General features: G+C 44.4%; 22 protein-coding genes. 6 read left to right on the forward strand and 16 right to left on the reverse strand.

Translation table 11 applies throughout. The annotated features are described in order from the left end of the window. Positions 1 to 110 precede the first annotated feature (110 nt). The 7 genes from WH46_RS13745 to WH46_RS13775 form a co-directional block, all read right to left on the reverse strand. A complete protein-coding gene (locus WH46_RS13745) occupies positions 111 to 566 on the reverse strand; it encodes a hypothetical protein (RefSeq protein ID WP_046227062.1) in 456 nt (151 codons plus the stop codon). A 50-nt stretch (positions 567 to 616) separates the two neighbouring features. Further along, positions 617 to 859, reverse strand: a complete 243-nt coding sequence (locus tag WH46_RS13750) for a polymorphic toxin type 47 domain-containing protein (RefSeq protein ID WP_046227063.1) — start codon at positions 857 to 859, stop codon at positions 617 to 619. 15 nt (positions 860 to 874) lie between these two features. Then, entirely contained in the window at positions 875 to 1126 is a 252-nt protein-coding gene (locus tag WH46_RS13755; RefSeq protein WP_046227064.1) for a polymorphic toxin-type HINT domain-containing protein, read from the reverse strand. Then, complete coding sequence (locus tag WH46_RS24430) at positions 1127 to 1330, reverse strand: hypothetical protein (RefSeq protein ID WP_046227065.1); 204 nt, start codon at positions 1328 to 1330, stop codon at positions 1127 to 1129. A gap of 530 nt (positions 1331 to 1860) precedes the next feature. Continuing rightward, entirely contained in the window at positions 1861 to 2400 is a 540-nt protein-coding gene (locus WH46_RS13765) for a hypothetical protein (RefSeq protein WP_046227066.1), read from the reverse strand. Between the two features lie 405 nt (positions 2401 to 2805). Beyond that, entirely contained in the window at positions 2806 to 3501 is a 696-nt protein-coding gene (locus WH46_RS13770; protein WP_046227067.1) for a hypothetical protein, read from the reverse strand. Positions 3502 to 3697: 196 nt separating this feature from the next. Continuing rightward, a complete protein-coding gene (locus WH46_RS13775) occupies positions 3698 to 3994 on the reverse strand; it encodes a hypothetical protein (protein WP_046227068.1) in 297 nt (98 codons plus the stop codon). 596 nt (positions 3995 to 4590) lie between these two features. On the opposite strand from WH46_RS13775, the gene WH46_RS13780 reads away from it, so the two are divergent. Together WH46_RS13780 and bglS are read left to right on the forward strand one after the other, a co-directional pair. Continuing rightward, a complete protein-coding gene (locus WH46_RS13780) occupies positions 4591 to 6120 on the forward strand; it encodes a glycoside hydrolase family 43 protein (RefSeq protein WP_046227069.1) in 1530 nt (509 codons plus the stop codon). A gap of 62 nt (positions 6121 to 6182) precedes the next feature. After that, on the forward strand, positions 6183 to 6896 hold the full coding sequence (gene bglS / locus WH46_RS13785; RefSeq protein ID WP_046227070.1) for a beta-glucanase: 714 nt from the start codon (positions 6183 to 6185) through the stop codon (positions 6894 to 6896). Positions 6897 to 6984: 88 nt separating this feature from the next. On the opposite strand, the gene WH46_RS13790 is transcribed toward bglS, so the two are convergent. The 3 genes from WH46_RS13790 to WH46_RS13800 all read right to left on the reverse strand — a co-directional run bounded on the left by WH46_RS13790 (position 6985) and on the right by WH46_RS13800 (position 10123). Then, the gene (locus WH46_RS13790) at positions 6985 to 8355 is read right to left on the reverse strand and encodes an MFS transporter (protein ID WP_046227071.1); all 1371 of its coding nucleotides are present in this window, start codon (positions 8353 to 8355) and stop codon (positions 6985 to 6987) included. Positions 8356 to 8442: 87 nt separating this feature from the next. After that, positions 8443 to 8892: a MarR family winged helix-turn-helix transcriptional regulator gene (locus WH46_RS13795; RefSeq protein ID WP_046227072.1), complete on the reverse strand. Its 450-nt coding sequence runs from the start codon at positions 8890 to 8892 to the stop codon at positions 8443 to 8445. Positions 8893 to 9181: 289 nt separating this feature from the next. After that, a complete protein-coding gene (locus WH46_RS13800) occupies positions 9182 to 10123 on the reverse strand; it encodes a sugar-binding transcriptional regulator (protein WP_017813531.1) in 942 nt (313 codons plus the stop codon). Positions 10124 to 10537: 414 nt separating this feature from the next. Here WH46_RS13800 and WH46_RS13805 point away from each other — a divergent pair, with 414 nt between their 5' ends. From WH46_RS13805 to WH46_RS13815, 3 genes are all read left to right on the forward strand, one after another. Beyond that, the gene (locus WH46_RS13805; protein ID WP_017813530.1) at positions 10538 to 11437 is read left to right on the forward strand and encodes a manganese catalase family protein; all 900 of its coding nucleotides are present in this window, start codon (positions 10538 to 10540) and stop codon (positions 11435 to 11437) included. Positions 11438 to 11694: 257 nt separating this feature from the next. Beyond that, positions 11695 to 11952: a GlsB/YeaQ/YmgE family stress response membrane protein gene (locus tag WH46_RS13810; RefSeq protein WP_046227073.1), complete on the forward strand. Its 258-nt coding sequence runs from the start codon at positions 11695 to 11697 to the stop codon at positions 11950 to 11952. Positions 11953 to 12132: 180 nt separating this feature from the next. Beyond that, a complete protein-coding gene (locus tag WH46_RS13815) occupies positions 12133 to 13206 on the forward strand; it encodes a mechanosensitive ion channel family protein (RefSeq protein ID WP_046227074.1) in 1074 nt (357 codons plus the stop codon). Between the two features lie 218 nt (positions 13207 to 13424). Here the strand turns inward: WH46_RS13815 and WH46_RS13820 are convergent, their stop codons facing one another. Then, positions 13425 to 14213 carry an alpha/beta hydrolase gene (locus WH46_RS13820; protein ID WP_046227075.1) on the reverse strand — a complete coding sequence of 263 codons (789 nt, stop codon included), beginning with the start codon at positions 14211 to 14213 and terminating at the stop codon, positions 13425 to 13427. A gap of 300 nt (positions 14214 to 14513) precedes the next feature. Then, positions 14514 to 14693, reverse strand: a complete 180-nt coding sequence (locus tag WH46_RS13825; RefSeq protein ID WP_017813526.1) for a hypothetical protein — start codon at positions 14691 to 14693, stop codon at positions 14514 to 14516. A 401-nt stretch (positions 14694 to 15094) separates the two neighbouring features. On the opposite strand from WH46_RS13825, the gene WH46_RS13830 reads away from it, so the two are divergent. Beyond that, on the forward strand, positions 15095 to 15835 hold the full coding sequence (locus tag WH46_RS13830; protein ID WP_017813525.1) for an S-layer homology domain-containing protein: 741 nt from the start codon (positions 15095 to 15097) through the stop codon (positions 15833 to 15835). Between the two features lie 112 nt (positions 15836 to 15947). Here the strand turns inward: WH46_RS13830 and WH46_RS13835 are convergent, their stop codons facing one another. The 4 genes from WH46_RS13835 to WH46_RS13850 all read right to left on the reverse strand — a co-directional run bounded on the left by WH46_RS13835 (position 15948) and on the right by WH46_RS13850 (position 21695). Continuing rightward, positions 15948 to 16532 (reverse strand): GNAT family N-acetyltransferase, encoded by a 585-nt coding sequence (locus WH46_RS13835; RefSeq protein ID WP_046227076.1) that lies wholly within the window; start codon positions 16530 to 16532, stop codon positions 15948 to 15950. A 33-nt stretch (positions 16533 to 16565) separates the two neighbouring features. Then, entirely contained in the window at positions 16566 to 18593 is a 2028-nt protein-coding gene (locus WH46_RS13840) for a S9 family peptidase (RefSeq protein ID WP_046227077.1), read from the reverse strand. A 328-nt stretch (positions 18594 to 18921) separates the two neighbouring features. After that, positions 18922 to 19977 carry an HD-GYP domain-containing protein gene (locus WH46_RS13845; protein ID WP_046227078.1) on the reverse strand — a complete coding sequence of 352 codons (1056 nt, stop codon included), beginning with the start codon at positions 19975 to 19977 and terminating at the stop codon, positions 18922 to 18924. A 248-nt stretch (positions 19978 to 20225) separates the two neighbouring features. Further along, entirely contained in the window at positions 20226 to 21695 is a 1470-nt protein-coding gene (locus WH46_RS13850; RefSeq protein WP_046227079.1) for a carboxylesterase/lipase family protein, read from the reverse strand. Positions 21696 to 21965 lie beyond the last annotated feature (270 nt).

The raw sequence follows: 21965 nt of genomic DNA on the forward strand, positions 1-21965 counted from the left end.
GTGAACTATAGCAAGATTCGTGAGAGTAAAATCCCATTAAGATCATCCGGTTCATGCAGCACTGGGTGGCACCTTGAGGTGTTCTTCCCCACCAAGGTCTTCTTTGTGATTTACTTATTATATCTTGCTTTATATCCCTCATGGTTCTCTAGCCAGGACGATGCTGTTCCAGAAGCGACCAAACATTGTGAGTGGTTATACCCTAATAAATATTCAGTATCAATGTTAGTTACATAAAACTCGACATTGAATATCTCGTCTATAATTGAAACTACATCTTCCCCACTATTTAATCTGTAATATTCTTTTTCATCTTCTGGATTAAAAAATAATATGATTGGAGTTTTTTTCACGAAATTGGCTATCCACATCCAAGAATCTGGAACGTCAATCCCCACACAATCATGTAATCTTTCAAAAAGCGGAAAATTACGTGACGAACCTTCTTCCAAGTATTTATTCAAAATGCTCTGCTTGATGTTTTCTGCTTCTTCTTTAGGTAAGATATTCAATGCAATGCCCTTTTTGTTTGATGCGGTCATTATTTGTTTTTTAATATCCCACATATGTCCTCCCATTAGATTATTTATTTGCCGGTCTTCCAAATGGTACAGAATCAAGTATTATATGTCTGTCCTACTGTGTTCCTTTTACCTGGGGTTTGCCAACCAACATGTGGGGCGTCAGGGCCGGAAGCCCAGTTTCCGTTTCTGTCCACTCCATAATGCAAATAATCAATACTAACTTCTGCCGCGTTTTTTGAACGCCATTCTACCGGGAATGATTTTCCATTCGCATCTTTTGCCCATTTTGTTACTGTAAATTCACTTTTATCAACACCTGTTTTACTAAACGCCAAGTCAACCGCATCTCTTTAGAACTTTCCCGCACCTCGCCAATCTAAATCTTGTGATTTTAGGGCATATCTCAAAGTACTGCAATTATGCACCCAAACACCAAGATTCAAAACGAAGTAAGAATTAAAATCCTTTACCTCAAAGTTATAAACCGTTGTCTCACGTGGCTCTTTCTCAATTTTATCTATCGCCAGTTTAGTACCGTCACTCGAAACAAGCCAGTCGCCAACTTCCAGGTCTTTAACAAGCGTCCATCCCTTGCCATCCAACTAAAACGGATGCTCACCTGTTACTTCGATGATTTCCTCACCGATATGGACATAGTAAATTTCGTCAGCCTGCTTGGAACAGCCCCACGGCCTCTTTATATGCCACTTCTCCAGTCTCATCTTTTGTTGGAATGTGCTATGAAAACAGTGCCAATTCTCGTCCAATGATAGCTTTATCAATCTTTCTTGAATATTTTGCGCCATGCGAATTCTCCCTTCCAATTTTGGTTTTTATAAACGAGTGGGCGGCTAGCCGAATCGCACCCCATTCTATGTCAACTGCTCGTCAGCAGAGGTCTTTCTTTCGCTGTAACAATCGCTGTAAAGGTCAGTTCAGTTGCGGACAGAATCAAAAAACCTATAAGGTTGCCGTCCTTACTATGAATAGTCGTGCTATCCTTGCTAGATGATGCGCATTCCTTTTCCCCCTCTCTATCGGAACAAGGTATTTTACAGTTGAGATTCATTTTTGAAAAAACCGTGAGAAAACGAAGATAACAAAAAAAGGTCAATCATGGTGGTATCTGACCATAATGAACCTGTTTGACGTATCGCCTAAGCGTTAATTAGGTTATAAAATTCAAGCATATCTGTGCGTACAGGCATATTAGAGGAATATTATACGGGGGCAATGAGGATTAAGTTCTTGGGGACTTTGCCACTCGATTCATTCGGCACTGGGTGGGGGGTAAAAGAAAGACCTTGAAAGTGTTACCCTCAAGGTCTATAAATATCTACTGACTGACTTTATCGAGCATTGACTGCAATTGAGCTATTCTTTGGCTCATACTTATGAGAGAGTTTATTTGAGCTAATTCTGAAATAAATTTCTTTACACTATTAATTACCTCTTCGATAAACTCCTCCTTTTTGACTATAATGTCTTTCCATTCAGGATAAACTCGATTCTCTAAAGGCTTGGTAATGACATACTTACTAATGAAACTGTCCGACTGAATCACACTTACAAGCAAGTCATTATCAGCAGAAATAAATTCAAGCCATGTATTGTAAGATTCTGTATCCTTTATCGCTACATACTTCGTATCATCTATTAAAATACATACTTCTAATAAATTTGATAACCAAGTTGAAATAATGTCAAAACCCTGTTCACCCTCTGCCAATTCTCTATCATGGTAATAACCATAATTAACTGAATGCAGATTTAACTGAAAGAATCCTTCAATTCCGCCTTCCTTTTCAATTGTATCTAAATTCATTTTTCTCCAGTAACTCTCATCAATAATAATTCGGTATTTTATCTCAACCAAGTTTGATTACCTCCTGAAATCAGCTGATGTTAGCTTATGTTAACCAAATGCTGTATCAAACTCACAATATGTTTCCCAATGTATTGGCTATTACTACTAATGAATGTGAAACTATAATTAATCTATGCATACTTATTTTCACACTACTTACAAAGTAAGTATAAATCTTTAAAATATTTTACTTTTTTATCCAACATATTTATGATTTCGAACAGTTAATAGTGAATCCAAAAAATTATGTGTTAAAATTATTCTCTAATTTATTATTGTATCTAATATGCACTTCTATATTCCTACCTTTTTGTGTTCTAATATGTATTTGACCTCTCACTTCATTTTAAATAACCATTCAAATACTAAGATCTGAATGGTTATTTACGTATAAAGTATTTAAATTAACTAGTTTCACACCAGATTTTTAATAATTTGGATATGTTCCAATACAGAAGTAGCATGATGAGACTCTAGTGAATATTCTATCATCTGATGTGGATATCTTTTAAACGTTTTTGAACCTCCTATATGATCAACATAAGGTCCGTAATTCCGATCCATTCCCCATTTTGCTGCAAACTGATTTACCAGATATTCACCGACGTAACGGCTCGCACAGAAAAAATGATCTGTGCTATGATTCTCCTCTAATAACTCTTCTAATTTTTGAATGCTTTCCTCAGAGTAGTCCAAGTTATTCTGTATCATGAATATTTGTGTTTTGTGCTTCCAATTCTCTTCCAGATAGTTTTCTTCTGGAAATGTATTCTTAGGTGTTACCTGCTCAAACCAACTCAGCCCGTATTCCTTTGTGATTTCTATAAATGTATCCATTAATTTTTCTAATGATTCTGCATCTTTGTAGTAATAGTATTGTTCAACAGAAGATGGATCTATAAACATATGGCTATTAATTGTTTGTCCTTCTTTTATATATTCTAATCGTATGCCTTTTTGTTCCCATTTACCTTTGTCCAGCTGAATAGTTTCTATGAATCCATCTACTTCTCTAGTAAATAGCCAAAGAGGACCGTCTTTCTCATACTTAAACTCCAATTTTGCTAAAGAACTTACCAATTTCATTTTTATGCACTTAGAAATATTCATCTTATCCTCCATATTAATGTATAGATAAAAATATCAGGAGCAGAAGAACCATTATAAAATTATTGCCTGTTGATAAAGGCATTCATTTAGATAATTTTTTTTGCGTTAATTCTTAATAAGCCTAATCATTATTAAAAGATTTTATTATGTGATCCAATAATCATACTTTAGAACAGGTAATAGCAACTTCGTAATATTATTTATTGTAATTATCCTCCAATTTATTACCGTATCCAACATTCACTTCTATTTTATTACCTTTTTGTGTGTGAACTGTTGAATGGTACTTCATATCAATTAAGCTATATCGAGTGTCTTGTTTGATGATTATCAAATCAGAATATTTTTCATGTATGTAATTGTTCACTTGATGTTCAAATACTGTTTTACTTGATTCTCCCATATGTATTTTTATATAAATACACATACTGGAAAATAGGAGCAGGCCTACTATAGCAGTAATCATTTTCTTTCTTACTATTCCTGAAACCATTGTATTCTCCTTATATTAGTTTGACATATTATTTAATTTCTTCAATAGACACATCGCTATACAGGATAGACTTCTTTTGATAAGAGTAAATAGATTATACTGCCTGTTTACAAAAATAGGAATAATATATATTTATAAACTTTTATAATTTTTATTTAAATATTTGTATCCATTTAACATCATATATGACATATAAAGCTAACCAATCGAATAGTGAATAAAAGCTCTTCTTCATCAATTAATAGATGCAAATAAATTCATAAAATCACCGCAATACCACTATGCTGCATAGCGTTATTTTTATACAGTAAACAGGTTGTTATATCAAAATTGCCATGTTATCATAATGCCGAATACACATTATTTACAATTTAATACATATTTATGTTTCTCAACTGGAAACGGTCTGGTATGTTCGTTGTTCAAAACTACTGACTCTTTTGTAATTGTAAGCGTTATCATTTATCGAAATTTTCTCTTTTTCTTCCTTTCAGGTACATGTCTGAGACTATCTTTGCCCGTTCAAAAGCAAATATACCTCAGCTTCATACCATACCCATCCAGTCACACCCTACAAATTAAATGGAGGTATACAGATGATCAGAAAGTGTTTCGGTTTGTTGCTTACTTTCGCTTTATTATTCAGTGTATTGGCCCCGCTGAATGCAGATGCTGCCAATCGGCCTTTGGCCAAGCTTCCGGGCAATGCCAATCCTCTAATGGATCACAAATTGGGGGCGGACCCTTACTCACTGGTATATAACGGCAGAGTATATGTCTACATGTCCAGCGATACGTATGTATATAATAGCGATGGTTCGATCAAAGAAAACGACTTTAGCTCATTGGATCGCATCCAGGTGATGTCCTCAGCGGACATGGTCAATTGGAACGATCATGGTACGATCCCGGTAGCAGGAGCCAATAACAAGAATGGTGGCAGAGGCATTGCCAAGTGGGCTGCCAACTCCTGGGCTCCGGCAGTCGCTACCAAGAGAATCAATGGCAAAGACAAGTTCTTTTTATACTTCGCGAATGGCGGATCCGGGATCGGCGTATTGACTGCAGATACTCCTGTCGGACCTTGGACCGATCCACTCGGCAAAGCGCTGCTGACCCAGAATACACCTGGTATGGCTGGTGTCACCTGGCTATTTGATCCGGCGGTATTACTGAACGATGATGGTAACGGCTACCTGTACAGCGGCGGCGGTATCCCGAACGAATCAGATCCTGCTTCTATCGCCAATCCGAAAACAGCCAGAGTGATCCGTTTGGGCGCCGACATGATCAGCGTCACCGGTAGTGCTTCCACCATAGATGCTCCGTATATGTTCGAGGATTCCGGCATTCACAAATACAATGGCAAATATTATTATTCCTACTGCATCAATTTTGCGGGCAGCCATCCTGCACAGTTCCCGGCAGGCGAGATCGGCTATATGGTCAGCGACAATCCCATGGGGCCTTTTACATACAAAGGTCATTTCCTCAAAAATCCATATACCTTTTTTGGTGTAGGCGGCAATAACCATCATGCGGTATTCAATTTTAAAAATGAATGGTATGTAGTCTACCATGCCCAGACAGTCAGCAAAGCACAGATCGGAACCGGCAAAGGTTACTGTTCTCCGCATATTAACAAACTGGTGCATAACCCTGACGGCAGCATCGCCGAAGTACAAGCCAATATGACGGGCGTGCCTCAGGTCGGAACGATCAATCCCTATATTCGGACCGAAGCCGAGACAATCGCCTGGCAAGCAGGTATCCATACAGAGCCTACCCAAGCAGGCGGTGGCCCAATTGGCAATCTGGATGTGACCCATATCCACAATGGTGATTGGATTGCCGTAAGTAAAGCCGACTTTGGCGCTGGCGGAGCGAAAAATTTCAAGGCAAGTATCGCTGCAAACATCGGTGGAGCGATTGAAGTACGATTGGACAGCGAGACAGGTCCTCTGGTAGGTACTCTGAAAGTATCTCCTACCGGCGGGATGCAGAACTGGAAAGAAATGCAGACTACGATCAATAACGTAACCGGTGTGCACAATGTCTATCTGGTATTTACAGGGTCCGGAAGTGCCGATCTATTTAATCTGGATTACTGGCAATTTATGTCCTGATCTGCAAGCCAGCCATGACTTGCAATATGATTTTGGGTTCCTATCATCCATGGAGGTGTTTTATGAAAAAGAAATCCTGGTTCACTCTGGTCACTGCAGGAGTATTGTCGTTGTTTGTATCGGTAAGCGCATTTGCGGGAACTGTATTCTGGGAGCCATTGACGTATTTCAATGCCAGTACCTGGCAAAAAGCAGACGGCTATTCCAACGGAGACATGTTCAATTGCACCTGGCGTGCAAAAAATGCTAACTTTACCAGTGACGGCAAGTTGAAGCTCGGTCTGACCAGCTCGGCGACCAACAAATTCGATTGCGCAGAATACCGTTCTACCAACAAATACAGATATGGTCTGTATGAAGTAAGCATGAAACCTGCCAAAAACACAGGTATTGTCTCTTCCTTCTTCACTTACACCGGACCTTCCGATGGCGCACCGTGGGATGAGATCGATATCGAATTTCTGGGTAAAGATACCACCAAGGTACAGTTCAACTACTATACCAATGGCGTAGGCAACCACGAGAAAGTGATCAATCTTGGATTTGATGCTTCCGCCGGTTTCCATACGTATGCATTTGACTGGCAGCCCAATTCGATCAAATGGTATGTAGATGGCGTACTGAAGCACACTGCCACAACCAATATTCCAAGCAATCCCGGCAAAATCATGATGAATCTGTGGAATGGCAAAGGTGTGGACGAGTGGCTGGGTTCCTACAATGGGGCCAATCCGTTATACGCCGAATATGACTGGGTCAAATACACAAGCAATTAATAAGCCGCTCTCAGGGAAATACAAAGAAAAGACAGCCGCATTACCGGGCTGTCTTTTCTTTGTTGTAAAAACATATCCTTATATCCGTTTACTTGGCTTGCCCCGCTGTCCATCTTGACTGCACGGTATACAGCACAATTACGAGTACAACCAGCAATGCCAATCCGGAGAAGATATTACTGAATGTGTAGGCCTCGCTGAACAGTGCGGCAGGATTCAGATGGAACCCGCGCGCATCGCTATCAATGACTTTACCAATAATACTCGTCGCCATCGCACCTGCAATAAAGTTCAGCAGGGAGAACATACCCATGCCTACCCCTACCTGATCCTTGGTCAATGTACGGGAGATTGTATTGGACATGGCAATCTGCATAAAGGTCTGACCTACATTACCGAAGATCAGCAGGAACAATACCACATACGGCGAGATCCCCACCATAATCGACAAGGTAACAAAGCAGATAAAGATCAGCGTCGTAGCCATATAGACCAGATACGAGTTGCCTTTGCGGTCAGCGAGCCGTCCACCCTGACGTCCCAGAATCGCAGAGCAGATCGCTGCCGGGAACATAATCAGACCGATAATGGCAGGCGACAATCCATTCAGACTGGACAGAAACTGTGGTGTCAGGAACGGCAATCCAAAGCTCATACCTGTCGCCAGAAACGCGATAAACAGGCTGAACGAATACTGACGATTGCGGAACAGCTGAGGCTGGATAAATGGCTCTTTGGCTGTGCGGATACGAATAATGAACAGCACGAGCAAAATAACGCCGACTACCAGACTGATCCAGTTGCTCTGCGAAATGGAGAGCAGCAGTAAGGCTACCGTACCCCCGAGCAGTCCACCGCCGAGAAAATCAATCTTCTGTGCGGTGCCTCTGGCGTCGTCCAGGTATTTACGGAAAAATGGCAGGGCAATCAGCGGCAGAATAGACAGCAGGAACAAAAAGCGCCAGCTGGCAAAGCTGGTCACGAGACCCGCTACAATCGGAGCAATCGCGGTACCGAGTGCCAGACCGACCGCTGTCATGCCGAGCGCTGCACCGCGCTTTTCCTGCGGGAAGTAACGAACCGGGACAATCATCGCGGTAGCAGGAATAACAGCCGCTCCTGCTGCCTGAAGCACGCGACCCAGAATCATCATCCAGAAATGCGTAGCCGTCAGACCGACGATTGAACCGAGTGCGAAGAAGATCAGACCAAATGTAAGCAGATCCTTGAGACGATATTTATCCGCCAGCTTGCCGTAAGTGACGGAGCCGACAGCATAGACGATCATATAGGCGGTCAGCAGCCAGCTGACTTCGGATGCACCGATATGGAATTCCTGGCTGATGATCGGCATAACCACATTGAACATAGAGGCGTTCATCACGGAAAATACCAGTGTAAAAGCAAGCACCCGCATCAATTTATCGCCGTTCGGGTAAACCTGTTGTTCCTGATTCATGAGGGGATAGATTCCTTTCTATAATTCAAAATATGAAATGTATGAAACAAGCTTGCTTGGTAGACCATAGAAAGTGCTATAACACTCTCAAGACTGCCGATAAACCTGGTGCAACTTGGATAGCAATCCGGTAAGCTGCCGAAGCTCCTCGTCTGTCAGCGCATTACGTGAGCGCAGTTTGACCTCTTCTACTGCAGCATGAGCGGATTGATTCATCTGCTGTCCAGCCTCGGTTAATTCATTCTGACGCATCCGTGCATCTTCCGGATGACTGCGGCGGGTGATCCAGCCTTTTTTCTCCATGCCGTTCATCAGGCTGGTAACGCTTGATTTCTCGATCATCAGTTGATGCTCCAGTTCTGTATTGGTCAGCCCCGGTGATTGGGATAAAGCATGCAGCGCCTGTCCCTGTTGGGGCGTCAAACCGAGCGGACGAAGTACCGCCTCAATCTCGCGCCGGATCATAATGTAGAGCACTTTGACGATATGGGCAGGACTATCCATCGTCTCGCTGGAAGGTACCGATTGGGAATCCATGAGCAATAATTACTTCCTTTCCGGTGCAATGTTTCGAATGTGCATGAACGATTACGTTAGTTCGAACTCGAACTAATATTAGTTTAGCCCGCAACTATTGTCAATACAATGATTAAGATTTTACATTGTAAAATTCAAGCAAAAAAAGCATGGATACTGGTAAGTTCCAGTTTCCATGCTGTATTCGAAAAACAATATATATGGGATCAACACATTAGCATCTTCCTATTCCAGGGATAGGGGTCTGAGCTCGTGACTCGCTTAGATCTCACTTGATCTCCATACCGCCTTATGTACCAGTCAGCAACGCCTGGGCAGTAAACTGGTCGGTAACCAGAATATTCGCATATTTCCCTACCAAAGCCGCTTCGATTGCTTCGATCTTACGCTGGCCGCCGGTAACCAGAATCGATTTTTCCTTTTTGCGCAGATCAGGCAGATCGATCCCTACCGTCCGATCATTGATCGCGGGACTGCAGATATTACCGTCCTTATCGAAGAAACGTGAACAGATATCGCCTACACCGGTTCGTTGCAGCAGCTGCTGTTCTTCTTTGTTAAAATAGCCCAGCCGGAATAGTAAGGCATCTTCCTTGACTGTCCCCACGGTAAACATGGCAATATTCGCCTGCCGGCCCAGTTCAATAATGCGCTGGATATGACGATCTTCCTCAACCATACGCTTCACTTCAATATTATCGAAAATTACTGGCAAAGGAAGATAGCGTGCACTCGTGTGATAAGCTTCGGCGAACAGATTGACTGTCTCGGCTGCGTACGTATTCACATGGGAGTGACTGACACCTCCTTTGAGCTGAACGACTTCTACGCCGCGTACCTGCTTCTGTTCCAGCTGCCGGGCTACCGAATACATGGTCGTTCCCCAGGTTACACCGATAATATCCGAATCCTGCACAATCTCATACAGATAGTCCGCAGCCCGCTTGCTGATATGCTTCTGGATCTCCTTGTATTCATTGACTGGAGAATAGCATACATGCACGGTATCCAGCTTGTACTTGCGTTTGAGCTGCTCGGCGAGCTCATCCAGATCTTCCAGCGGATCGACGATATTGATCCGCACGTAACCTTTTTCCTTGGCATACTGCAGCAGGCGGGATACCGTCGGCCGGGATACTCCCAGTCTTGAGGCAATCTCCTGCTGACTGTAATCCGACAAATAATATAACCGGGCGGTCTCGATGCTGAGCCGCTGTTTCTCATGATCCATCGTTTCATCCCACATCTCTATCGTGATCTTGTCTGTGCCCTTGCATGCACAGATACCGTTTACATATTATACATTTTTCCCAAAATAATTACGATAAGTGGATTCAAACTACTTTGCTGCACCCTCTACATAATATACATCCACATGATGATAATATGCATGTATCCTACTCTGTTTTGCTATTCTGAGCTTGATTATGGAACGGTGTGGAGAAGCATTTTCTTTAACATATATTTTTCCACATTTCATTTATATTGTGAACGTTAAATGAAGATTATGGTATTTCGTCCCTTTAACGTTTGTAGTGGATAAATTAGGGTATTGGTAGTATAGGCTTTATTTTCATCAATATAGTTTTTTGCAATACGATATTGAAGGAAAAAGTCAAAACAACTGAATATTGGAGGTATGATTATGTTCACACGTCTTGACCAGATTATGATTGAAATCCCGGATGTGGACCGTCCCGACCCTAATGCAGCAGCTGCTGTACAGGAACTGCTGGGCGGCAAATTCGGTGAGATGTCGACTCTGAACAATTATCTGTACCAGTCTTTTAATTTCCGTAACAAGACCAAGCTCAAGCCGTTCTACGATCTGGTAACGAGTATTACTGCCGAAGAACTGGGGCATGTGGAGCTTGTCGCGCACGGAATTAACAAGATTCAGTCCGGCTCCACGTCCTACAAGGAACCAGACGATACTCCTCTGGATTCAGTGAAAAATGCCAGACTCAGCTATCCATACCTCGCTGGTGCCCAGGGAGCTATGCCGCGTGATTCCATGGGTAGACCATGGACAGGCGACAATGTGTTCAACAGTGGTAATCTGGTAGAGGATCTGCTGCACAACTTCTTCCTGGAGTGTGGTGCCAGAACACATAAGATGAAAGTCTATGAAATGACAGATCATCCGGCAGCACGCGAAGTCGTAGGCTTCCTGCTGGTTCGTGGTGGTGTGCACGTTGTGGCGTATGCCAAAGCTCTGCAAATGGCTACCGGCGTAGATGTTACCAAACTTGTACCTGTTCCTTCATTGAGCAACAAAGCATTCAATGAAGCACGTAAATACGAGGACAAAGGTGTTCACACCAAGCTGTATACTCACAGTACTGAAGACTTCAAAGCCATTGATCAGATCTGGAAAGGTACCCATCCGGAAGATGGATTACCACTGGAAGTCATCCATGGATTCCCTGAAGGTGTTCCTGTACCCGAGTATCCGGAAGTGGAAGAAGAGTTCGCACCGGGCATTTCCCAGGAAGATTTTGCCGAGATTGCCAAGCGTCTCAAAGCGAACGGAAATATTAAATAAATCAGGTTTTATCAAGCCTGCGCCCTTGCTGGTGCAGGCTTTTTTGTGCTTTGCCAGGTGGCTTGCCAACCCATTTATTTATTAAATTTTTAGCATACGGTTTAAATTGGTTATCAGTGGTTAATAAATAGACGTGAAGAGATAATCGAATACATTTTCCAAACTAACTTACTAGCTTCACGGATATCCTAAGTTATCTTGAAAAATTATTCGAATATCTTAATAAAGATACTTATTTATATTAGGAGGAAAACATTATGGGATTCATTTGGTCATTAATCGTAGGTGGTATTATTGGTTGGATCGCAGGTATGATCGTAGGCCGCGATATTCCGGGTGGTATCATTGGTAATATTATCGCAGGTTTCATCGGTGGTTGGTTGGGTAACATGCTGCTGGGTAACTGGGGTCCGGAAATCGGTGGATTCTTCGTTATTCAATCGATTATCGGTGCCGTGGTACTGGTATTCATCGCAAGCATGATCTTCCGTTCTATGCGTCGTACGCGTAGCTAACTAATCGGATAGATGATTACGGAACATTAACGTTCCCCGTAGAAAAGCCCGCTCTTTTGCAGAGCGGGCTTTTTGCTGTGTGAAAAGACTGGTATGAATTTCCTCCTCCAAATTATCAATCGCAGCGTTACGAAAAGGGTAATCATTAAAGATACAATTTATATAACAAGGATGGTGAATATGTACTTTATTGATGGCTTGATACAATGGTATTACAATGTACGCTGGATCGATCTGTTCGTATCCATCGTCATTTTGATTCTATTTTTACTGTTCCGTAAGCTGTTTACCCGGTATTTGTTTGCATTTGTAATTGGACGATTCAAAGAACATCCGGCGCTAATTCGCTGGGCAGAGGCATTTGAGAAGCCGCTGCAGTATTTCTTTATTCTGATCGGTACATACGCAGCACTGCGTTACTTTATGCATGAACAGTGGAGCTTTGTGATCGATATCAATCGGATCTACCGCAGTATCAGCGTGATCCTGCTGGGTTGGGGGTTCTACAATGTGTCTGCCGCCTCCTCCATTCTATTGGAAAGTGTAGGCAAAAAGTTCGGTCTCGATTCTTCGAGCATGATCATTCCTTTCCTGTCCAAATTGATCCGGTTTATCGTTGTTGTACTGGCAGTGACCAGTATTGGTGCCGAATGGGGATTCAGCATTAATGGTGTAGTCGCCGGTATGGGTCTGGGTACACTCGCCATATCGCTGGCTGCCCAGGAATCACTCAGCAATATTATCGCAGGGATTGTGATTATTCTGGAGAAACCTTTTTCCAAAGGAGACTGGATCTCTACACCAGATATAGAAGGCATCGTCGAAGATATTACATTCCGCAGTTCCAAAATACGTACATTTACCGATGCGCTGGTTATCGTTCCAAATTCCAAGCTGGCGTCATCGGCGATTACGAACGGCAGCCAAATGGGCAAACGCAAAATATTTTTCAATATCAAGCTGTCCTTGCAGACACCGGGAGACCGCATTGAACGAATCGTCGATCGGCTGACCGAGCATCTGGAGAATGACGAAGCTGTTGCTCCAGGATCTGTTATGGTCAAATTCAATGAGTTCTACGAAAGCAGCCTGGGAATCATGGTACAATGTTTTACCAAATCTCCTGCATGGGGAGATAATCTGGAATATCGGCAAAAGTTGAATCTGCTGGTGATGCAGATTCTTCATGAAGAAGAAGCCAAGCTGGCCTATCCTACACATCGCGTGCTCGTTCAGGAACCGGACAAAGCGTAATTCTGTTGTATGGTTCACTATACTAATATCCAGCAAAAAGCAGCCCTGTCATCCATAATAGGGCTGCTTTTTGCTGGATATTAATATTATATTTTGCTTGATTCTTGTCTGAAGAGTGTAGCAGTACATGATTGGAGTGGATAATACTACTAGCTTGCATATAGATGATGTTCAAAGGGCCTGTTCGACTCTCTGTATCATTGAATTAGCCCTCTCTCCTAGCGAGACAGCGGCAGCCACTCCAGCACACGCTGAATCTTGGTATCCCAATAGCCCCACTCATGTTCTCCCGGTTCTTCTTCGTAAGTCAGCGGGATATCCAGCTCTCTCATATGATCCCGGAAGCGGATATTATCTTCATAGAGAAAATCTTCGGTGCCACAGCACTGGTACAACTGCGGCAATGCTGCAGTTTCTTTGGTCGATGCCAGGTTCTGTGCAAGATGGAACAAATCATTATTCGAACCTCTGGCTTCTTCCGGCGAGCCAAAGATTCGCCGGACTTCAGCTTCATAATCCTCATCACTACGAGTATACATAGATGTAATATCGGTTGCTCCAGACAGACTGGCTGCCGCTACATACCGCTCTGGCAGGCTCATACCCAGCTTGAGCGCTCCATAGCCTCCCATAGACAGGCCGGCTACGAAACGGTCTTCACGGCGATTAGAGAGGTTGAAAAATGATTCTGCGAGCCGAGGAAGTTCTTCACTGACGAATGTAAAATATTTGCCACCCTGCTGCATATCCGTATAAAAGCTGCGATGTACATTGGGCATAACAATCGCCAGCCCATAGGCTGCTGCATAACGTTCTATTGATGTGCGGCGCAGCCAGATCGTATGATCATCCGATAACCCATGCAGCAGATATAGTACAGGATGCTTGCCACTGGCAGCATGACCTTCCATACCGATCTGGGTATGCGTCTCCTGGGGAATAATAACGTTCATGGAAGTCGATAAGCCCAGTACCTCTGAATAGAAATTGCATTGCATTAAAGCCATACTCGAATACCTCCCGGAAATGAAGTTGCTGTCGTTGCCTCTTTTATCATACCTCTTTTTAATAATGAAAGCGATTTCTCTTGTAGACATAATAATGGGCATGCTCCGGATCGGAACATGCCCTGATATGTAGTTCACCCTAGTACTTCATGGATTCTCTCCATAACCGTACATAATCATTAACGTTAAATAGAATGCTTCAAGACTTTGCTGCTTATGTGTGGTCCTGGAAAGTCTGTTATTTATATTCCGTCCACCCTATAAATAAAGATGACGGTTGCTAATGAAATGGTGATCCTATTAACGTCTTCTGTACGTAGTTACACTTGTAGTAGCTGCCATTTGAGCATTCAGCAGTTCTTGGAAACTTTGTCCGCCAGTATTTACACTGGTGTTGTCCGCTGTCATAGTTGCCGCTTGTGGTCTGAATTGCTGATGATTGTAGGGAGTTGCTTGATATACGCTTAAGTTGATGTTCATAACCTTTCACGCTCCTTTATGATAGTGGTTTAAGTTTCGTTTATCCGGAATAGGAAGTGACTTCCTATTGTTTCCTACGTGATACTTTAGTTAATTAAGTTATACCCTCTATTCTTCCTATTGAAAACATTAAATAGTCCCGTTTTTGGCAGTATTTCATAAATGATTCAGCAGTCCTGGTTTCGTCAAAAATCTCTCAACCTTACTTAGGATTAATTTTGTAATTATTTGACTATAACTAAAACCAAAGACCTACATATGTCGAAAAAAGCAGTCATGATTGGGTGATACTTATTTCTAAAATAAATAATTAAAGGTATCGAAACTGCAACCTAATAGGAAGTAGTCACGTCTGTAGGAGTAGGAATGACCAAAATATAGTCTGGAGAGGGGAATAGGAAATGGGAATACAGCCTAAATGGTTGTCTCTTCTGACAGCTTCGGTGCTGACACTTTCAATTAGCGGACAGGCACTGGCAGCAGAGGGTACTTTTACGGATATTCGTAATGTGCAGGGACAACAAAAGATCGAATCTCTCAAAGATCGTGGGTTTGTCAGTGGGGTAACAGCTACCGAGTTCAAACCGAATCAGACATTAAATGCCGCTCAGGGCATCCAGATGCTGGTGAACAGCTTCCAGTTGAGTCTGGCACAATATACATTTATCAAGGCACCACAAGCCAGCGACTCTTATACCAAGGTCAAAGATGGAGCATGGTATTCGGATGCATTTATTATCGCTGCTGTAAATGGAGTTGAAGTTCCGCGCTCGATTGATCCTGCAGCCGAGCTGACCCGTGAGCAATTTACCAATTATCTGATGGCATCCATGCAAAAAGCAGGCAATCTACCGATGATCAATATCAAACCGGTTACGATCAATGATGATGCCAAGCTCAACCCTTCCTACCAGGGAGCAGTGCAGCGTTCATTGGCAATGAATATCAATAAACTGGATGCCAAAGGCAACTTTGCACCCAAGGAAAAAATCACCCGTGCAGAAGCCGCAGTCATGATCTACAATGCGCTGGATTATCTGCAAAAGCATCCTCAAATGAGTCAGCCTGCAGCAGATGCTGATCCTGCAGCCGGAGAAGGCACCGCCGATACAGCATCAAGCGAGAACACACCTCAATCATAACGATAGATCATTTCATAAAATCAAAGAACCCGTAAGCGGCTGTTGGACCGCTTCGGGTTCTTTGATTTTATAGCTGGACTATTATATAGCTTCCTTTTGACTATTCAAATATCTACTCCGGCACAGACCTGACCTGTTCCACTTCCTGATGTGGAGACCCGGTATGACTTTCCCACTCTTCACGCAGAATACCCATCCGAATCGAATCGTAATATACTCCATTGTACAAACGGACTTTGCGCAGACGCGCTTCCATCGTCATCCCCAGCTTGTAACCTACGCCAATCATCCGCTCATTGCCTGACCAGGTCGTATAGCCAACCCGCACCAGCGGCATCGTCGTAAACAGATGATTCATCCACATTCGAATTGCACGCGTACCATAGCCTCCGCTCCAGTAGGAAGGAACGAATATCACAATGCCCATCTCCAGCCACAGTGATGCCTCATGCTCCCAGTAATAACTGATCATTCCTACCAGCTCTCCACTGACTTTAATACCCCAACGATCCGGCCTTTGCAGCAGCATCTCTTGCTCTCCCGCACAGAACTGCTCATAAGTAAGTGGAATATGCTCATAATAAGGAGCATCCCACTTTTTCCATTCGGGTGCTGCTTCCTGATAACCGATTTCCCAGAGGCGATACATATCCTGTTGTTCCATCGGGCGTATGCATACCTCTCCGTCTCTATACATCAATAGCTCATCAGCTCCATTTGCAAATAGATTCTATAGATACTGCTCAAACCAGCCCGCAATCTGTTCCAGACGCTGGATTCGCAGCTGGGGATGTCCATTGCGCGATAGATTATGATCGGCATCCGGGAAGCGCACGAGGCGTGTTACGGCACCGAGCCGCTTGAGTCCGGTAAACCACTGCTCGGCTTGCTCAATCGGACAACGCAGATCCTGTTCGCCATGCAGAATCAGAATAGGCGTCTTCACATTCTCCACATAAGCCAGCGGCGAATGCTTCCAAAGCGTCTCCAGCTGCTGCCACGGTGTACCGCCAATCTGATCTTCGGTAAAGTAAAAGCCGATATCGCTCACGCCGTAAAAGGAAATCCAGTTGGAGATCGAGCGCTGGGTGACAGCAGCCTTGAAGCGGTCGGTATGTCCGACGATCCAGTTGGTCATAAACCCACCATAGCTGCCGCCGGTTACACCGAGCCGGTCTTTGTCGATCCAGTCATAATGTTCCAGTACATAATCGGTCACTTCCATCAGATCACGATAATCACCACCACCATAGTCACCCCGGCAAGCATTTACAAATTGCTGACCGTATCCCTGACTACCACGGGGATTGGTGAATATTACGGCATATCCTTGTGAAGTAAGCAGCTGGAATTCGTGCATAAATGTAAATCCGTACATCATATGCGGTCCGCCGTGAATCTCCAAAACAGCAGGTGCACGGTTATCGGCGTCATATTCCTGAACCGGAGGCATCAGCCATGCCTGCAGCGGACGACCATCCACGGCCGTAAGCTCAAGCTCCTGCGGGACACTGAGCCGAAGCCCTGACAACAGTTCGTCATTCCAGTGAGTAAGCTGCTGTTCCTGCAGCTGAGCCGTATCGCGAAGGAATAGCTCACCCGGCTGCAGACTGTCCGCAGCGACGAACACCACATGTTCATCCGCTGTCAGGGTAAAGGAATGAATATTCCGCTGGCCATCCAGTATCACCTGATGTCCCGAACCATCTACCGCCGTTGCAATCAGCTGAACCGCTCCACGTTCGGACAGCAGCGTATAAATCAGCTGGCCATCTGCGCTGAATACCGGTTCTGCCGTTGACGATATACCGCTATCTCCGACCAGGTAATTGCCAATTAGCATATCGGAATCCTGACACAGACAGGAAATAGTACCATCCGGCAACGTCAGCTGATACAGCCGGGTCAACGTGGCATTATGATAGGACTGATCACTTGCAATAAAAGCGATCTGTTGACCGTCCGGTGACCATGCCAGCGAGACGATTCCATAGTCATTTTGTGTCCAGCGGTGCAATCCCTCTCCCTGAATAGGGAGCGTATACAAATCATTGGTCAGTACAAAATCGGGATCTGCTTCATCTGCAGATGGAATATGGGCAGTAAAAGCTACCTGGGTGCTATCTGGTGACCAGACATAGCTTTGCACATCATAATCACCTGTTGTCAGCCAGCGTCCAGAATCATCTACCAGTGAATGCAGATACAGATGTGTACGACGTCCCTGCCAGAGGCCTCCACCATCGGACTTGTATGTAATTCGGTCGATAACGACTGCCTTTTTACTGGCAGATGATTTGGAGGATGCCGAGTCAGAGGACTTGTTTTGTTCTACTTTGGTATTTTCTGTTGATAGATGCTCTTCTTTGTTCTCTTCTGCCAGCAAGAGCAGCCAACTGCCATCGGGTGACCATGCGAATGAAGCAACGCCATGCTTCAAATCCGTCGCTGCATAAGCTTCCCCTCCATCTGCGGGTATCATCCACACCTGGGTATGATCATCCTTTTTACGCAGGAAAGCCAACTTGCGACCATCCGGTGACCATGCGGGTGAGTGATCTCTCTCTCCTGATGTAAACCGATAATCTCCGCTTCCATCCTGCCGGATCATACGCAGATGGGAGTAGTACCCGTCACGTTTGTCATTGACCTGCCGACTTACATAGACGACCCACTCGCCTGACGGAGAGGCTGCCGGTTGTTCTGTCCATTGAAACTGATATAAATCTTCTGCCTGTACATTTCTTTTGTCGGTCATATCCATTGTCTCCCTTCGGGGCGCTTTCTGGAAATGAATCTGTTAGCATCTTCCAGCCTCACCCTTATATGCATAGTAGCGCAGGGAGACAGGTTCCGCAATGTAACAGACCATGTGAATACATTTGCAGAGTCTTTTATTTCCGCTAACTGCGTATACATCTGTATTTCAATACAAAAAGCCGGAAGAACCAATCGGCATCAAATACATGGTGCCAACTATTTCTTCCGGGTGATCTGAAATACTATAGATAGATTACAATAGCTTGAATCGTATTCTGATGGAGAACGTTTGATTACATGCTTAACGAGAACATTAATTTAGCGGTTTAAATAAATACTTTGCTGATGCGAATCTTGCGTTCTTTGGACAGGTCGATAAACTGCTTGTCTGTCTGAATAAGCGGACGGAACATATCGGTCTGGTTGGCAAGCACGATCATGCCATTTTCGCCGTTATCCAACTGGACTTTTTTGCCGACCAGGTTGGGAGACATATGATGAATCAATGCCTGTACCGGTTTCTCATGCAGTTTGGAGAATCCAAGTTCATGGATGTTCTGCAAGATAGTCACCAGTCCTTGCTTGCTGCCATCGCTGCTGGCAGAAGTCATATTCACAAATACATCGGTTACCGATACAATCCGGGTGTACGCATGAATTCCATTTTTGTAAAGGCGTTGCGGATAACCGGTACCATCGTTACGCTCATGATGCTGAAGCGCGACGAGTGCGGTAGTTTTGTCGTTCAGGGATTCCATAATCAGGTCGTAACCGTACTGGGTATGCTTTTTCAGCTCTTTGCGTTCCGATTCGTTCATGCTCTCGCGGTCGGAACGTATAATAGAAGGAAGACGGCTTTTGCCGATATCATGCAGATAGCCGGCGCGGCTGATCCGGTAACATTCTTCTTCAGAGTAACCAAGCCAGTCAGCAATGTAATAACTGAGCAGACCAACTTTTAGTGAATGGCTGTAGATATGATCATCTTCGGCTTCCAGCATCAAGAGCAGGGAGACAATATCATTTTGCCCATTCAAATTCAACAGCAGCGGCTCCATCAGATGATCTGCCAGTTCGGCACTGAATTTGCCCTTGGTCAGCGCTTCCAGAAACAGAGACTGGTACGCCTGCAGAGACTGTTCTACACTTTCCTTGAGACCGGCTGGCAGTCCGATCAGGTCATGCTCTGTATCCCGTTCGGTAAATGCTGCTGTTCCCTGCGAGGAAGCAACATCCACATAATCGAGCTGATGACGCGTAAGCAGCGTAATATCTTCATCGGTCAGTTGAGTTCCTTGTTTTAAGAGAGGAACTCCCTGACGGTTAAATGCATCTGCAAGCAGCGTATCTCCCTGCTTGAGATCAAAAATATGGATTAACAATAGTACCCCTCCGTTTATGTATACCTGCTATTTAGTGTCTAGTCAGATAGTCTTGCATTATGTAGAGCAGATATCTGTGAAATATAATAGTTATCGGCAGATGCAGCCTTTAATTATATAGCACTTACTGCTTAATAATTCGGTAGCTATCTGCACATTTATGTAAGTTCCCCGCTCTTTAGAAATAAAAAAAGCGAAACGGGGATTCCGCTTCGCTTTTTCTACTTCATATTTCATATCCTGCAGGCTTAGTCTCCGATCAACTGTACCCGCTTGTCATGATCCGGATCTTCTACCAGATTGATCTGACGGTCAAATATGATCGTAGTGCGATCATGCTTTTTGTAATCGCCCCATGGAATCTCCATCGTCGCCGGTGTCGTTGTATGGGCAAATGTAATCCATGCTTTTTGCATCTGTACAGCCAGATTGGTAGTCAATTCATCCGGCTGTACACCGATATGTCTCAGCAGCGGCAGATTGTTGAATACAAAAGCAATTTCCGCTGCATGAGTAGCCGTTCCAAGCCATGGATGACCAGGCTGACTCCAGTCAAATCGGTACATCCACACCGGGCCATGAGCGATCTGTGCCTGCGCATACCGAACCGCAGAACGCCAGAAGAACAGATCCGTCATAATCTGCGCCTGTCCTTGCACTGTCATCGGATACTGGTCAACCAGATGATCTCCATTGAGTCCGGTCATCATTTCCAGTGCGCTGCTGACCTGCTCGCGTGGCAGGATTTGCGAAGATTGATTGATAAATAATGAACCTTCATCCTGATTGGTACCGATAATGAGTGCAATGTCCTTAGCTGCACCATTCTCGATCGCGACCACCGGCTCTACCGGCAGTGTCTGCGGATGGATCACTGGCTGGAACAGCAGGGATAGAATATTTTCCTGTCCGGACTGCCGCAGCCGCTCTGCTGCCTGCAGCAATTCTGCTGTAGATGCCGAATGCAGAACCGACAGATCATCCGGACTTGCTCCCAGTTCCCGCAGATAACCGTCCGCGATTCGCTTGGCCGCTTCCGGTGGCAGAACCTGTGATGCGCCGCTCTGCATAATGGCTGCGCGGAACAATCCTTTGGCTGACGGCATCGCCAGCAGAGCACCTATGCTCATCGCCCCTGCGGATTCGCCAAATATGGTAACCTTCTCGGGATCTCCGCCAAAAGCTGCAATATTGCTGCGTACCCATTCCAGTGCTGCGATCTGATCGAGCAGTCCAAGATTGGCTGCATATGCATTGCCATACGAAGACAGATCCAAGAAGCCGAGTGGTCCAAGACGATAATTAATCGTTACCACGATCATATCTCCATTTACTGCAAGCGAAGTCCCATCGTAGATCGGCAGGCTGCCTGCTCCCGTCACGAAGGCTCCTCCATGAATCCATACCATGACCGGGCGCTTCTCTGTGGATTTGTCGGATGCCCATATATTCAGATACAGACAATCTTCTGACTGTACCGGACGCGCATTGGATGGTCCAAACATGCTATTGTCCAGTTCATTACCGGGCTGCGGACAGACGGGACCGAACCGGGTCGCTTCCCGTACACCTTCCCATGGTTGCGGCGGACGAGGCATATGAAACCGCAGATCTCCAACCGGAGGTTCGGCATATGGAATCCCTCTCCATATCACTGCACCATTCTCCCGTACACCCTGTACTTCTCCATATTGAGTACGAATTTGAGTCGTTTCCATTGCCAATCGCCATCCTTCCGTCTGCTATGATTGGTACAGTATCATCTGATTCCTGCACGAATACTCGTATCTGTACCCTGTTTGCTATCATACAATCGTTAAGTATACTAAATACCCCACTATCTTCATTAAACAGAACCAGCCATTCTGCCACAATATTCAGCAAAACGAACAGCCAGACCGAATAAGCTTCCCGGATCAATCTATTGTCTTCCTGGAAAGACTTTCCCTTTCTGCAAATACGGAATTGACATGATATACTCAAAATAT

Source organism: Paenibacillus dauci (genome assembly GCF_000971985.1).
Classification (GTDB): Bacteria; Bacillota; Bacilli; order Paenibacillales; family Paenibacillaceae; genus Saccharibacillus; species Saccharibacillus dauci.

Coding starts and splice junctions, on each gene's coding strand:
- WH46_RS13790 (WP_046227071.1), bottom strand. CDS start 8,355: ATGAATCAGGAACAACAGGTTTACCCGAACGGCGATAAATTGATGCGG.
- WH46_RS24430 (WP_046227065.1), bottom strand. CDS start 1,330: ATGGCGCAAAATATTCAAGAAAGATTGATAAAGCTATCATTGGACGAG.
- WH46_RS13825 (WP_017813526.1), bottom strand. CDS start 14,693: ATGAACATCAACTTAAGCGTATATCAAGCAACTCCCTACAATCATCAG.
- WH46_RS13835 (WP_046227076.1), bottom strand. CDS start 16,532: ATGTATAGAGACGGAGAGGTATGCATACGCCCGATGGAACAACAGGAT.
- bglS (WP_046227070.1), top strand. CDS start 6,183: ATGAAAAAGAAATCCTGGTTCACTCTGGTCACTGCAGGAGTATTGTCG.
- WH46_RS13840 (WP_046227077.1), bottom strand. CDS start 18,593: ATGACCGACAAAAGAAATGTACAGGCAGAAGATTTATATCAGTTTCAA.
- WH46_RS13850 (WP_046227079.1), bottom strand. CDS start 21,695: ATGGAAACGACTCAAATTCGTACTCAATATGGAGAAGTACAGGGTGTA.
- WH46_RS13745 (WP_046227062.1), bottom strand. CDS start 566: ATGTGGGATATTAAAAAACAAATAATGACCGCATCAAACAAAAAGGGC.
- WH46_RS13815 (WP_046227074.1), top strand. CDS start 12,133: ATGTACTTTATTGATGGCTTGATACAATGGTATTACAATGTACGCTGG.
- WH46_RS13800 (WP_017813531.1), bottom strand. CDS start 10,123: ATGGATCATGAGAAACAGCGGCTCAGCATCGAGACCGCCCGGTTATAT.
- WH46_RS13820 (WP_046227075.1), bottom strand. CDS start 14,213: ATGGCTTTAATGCAATGCAATTTCTATTCAGAGGTACTGGGCTTATCG.
- WH46_RS13795 (WP_046227072.1), bottom strand. CDS start 8,892: ATGGATTCCCAATCGGTACCTTCCAGCGAGACGATGGATAGTCCTGCC.
- WH46_RS13805 (WP_017813530.1), top strand. CDS start 10,538: ATGTTCACACGTCTTGACCAGATTATGATTGAAATCCCGGATGTGGAC.
- WH46_RS13780 (WP_046227069.1), top strand. CDS start 4,591: ATGATCAGAAAGTGTTTCGGTTTGTTGCTTACTTTCGCTTTATTATTC.
- WH46_RS13830 (WP_017813525.1), top strand. CDS start 15,095: ATGGGAATACAGCCTAAATGGTTGTCTCTTCTGACAGCTTCGGTGCTG.
- WH46_RS13775 (WP_046227068.1), bottom strand. CDS start 3,994: ATGGTTTCAGGAATAGTAAGAAAGAAAATGATTACTGCTATAGTAGGC.
- WH46_RS13770 (WP_046227067.1), bottom strand. CDS start 3,501: ATGAATATTTCTAAGTGCATAAAAATGAAATTGGTAAGTTCTTTAGCA.
- WH46_RS13810 (WP_046227073.1), top strand. CDS start 11,695: ATGGGATTCATTTGGTCATTAATCGTAGGTGGTATTATTGGTTGGATC.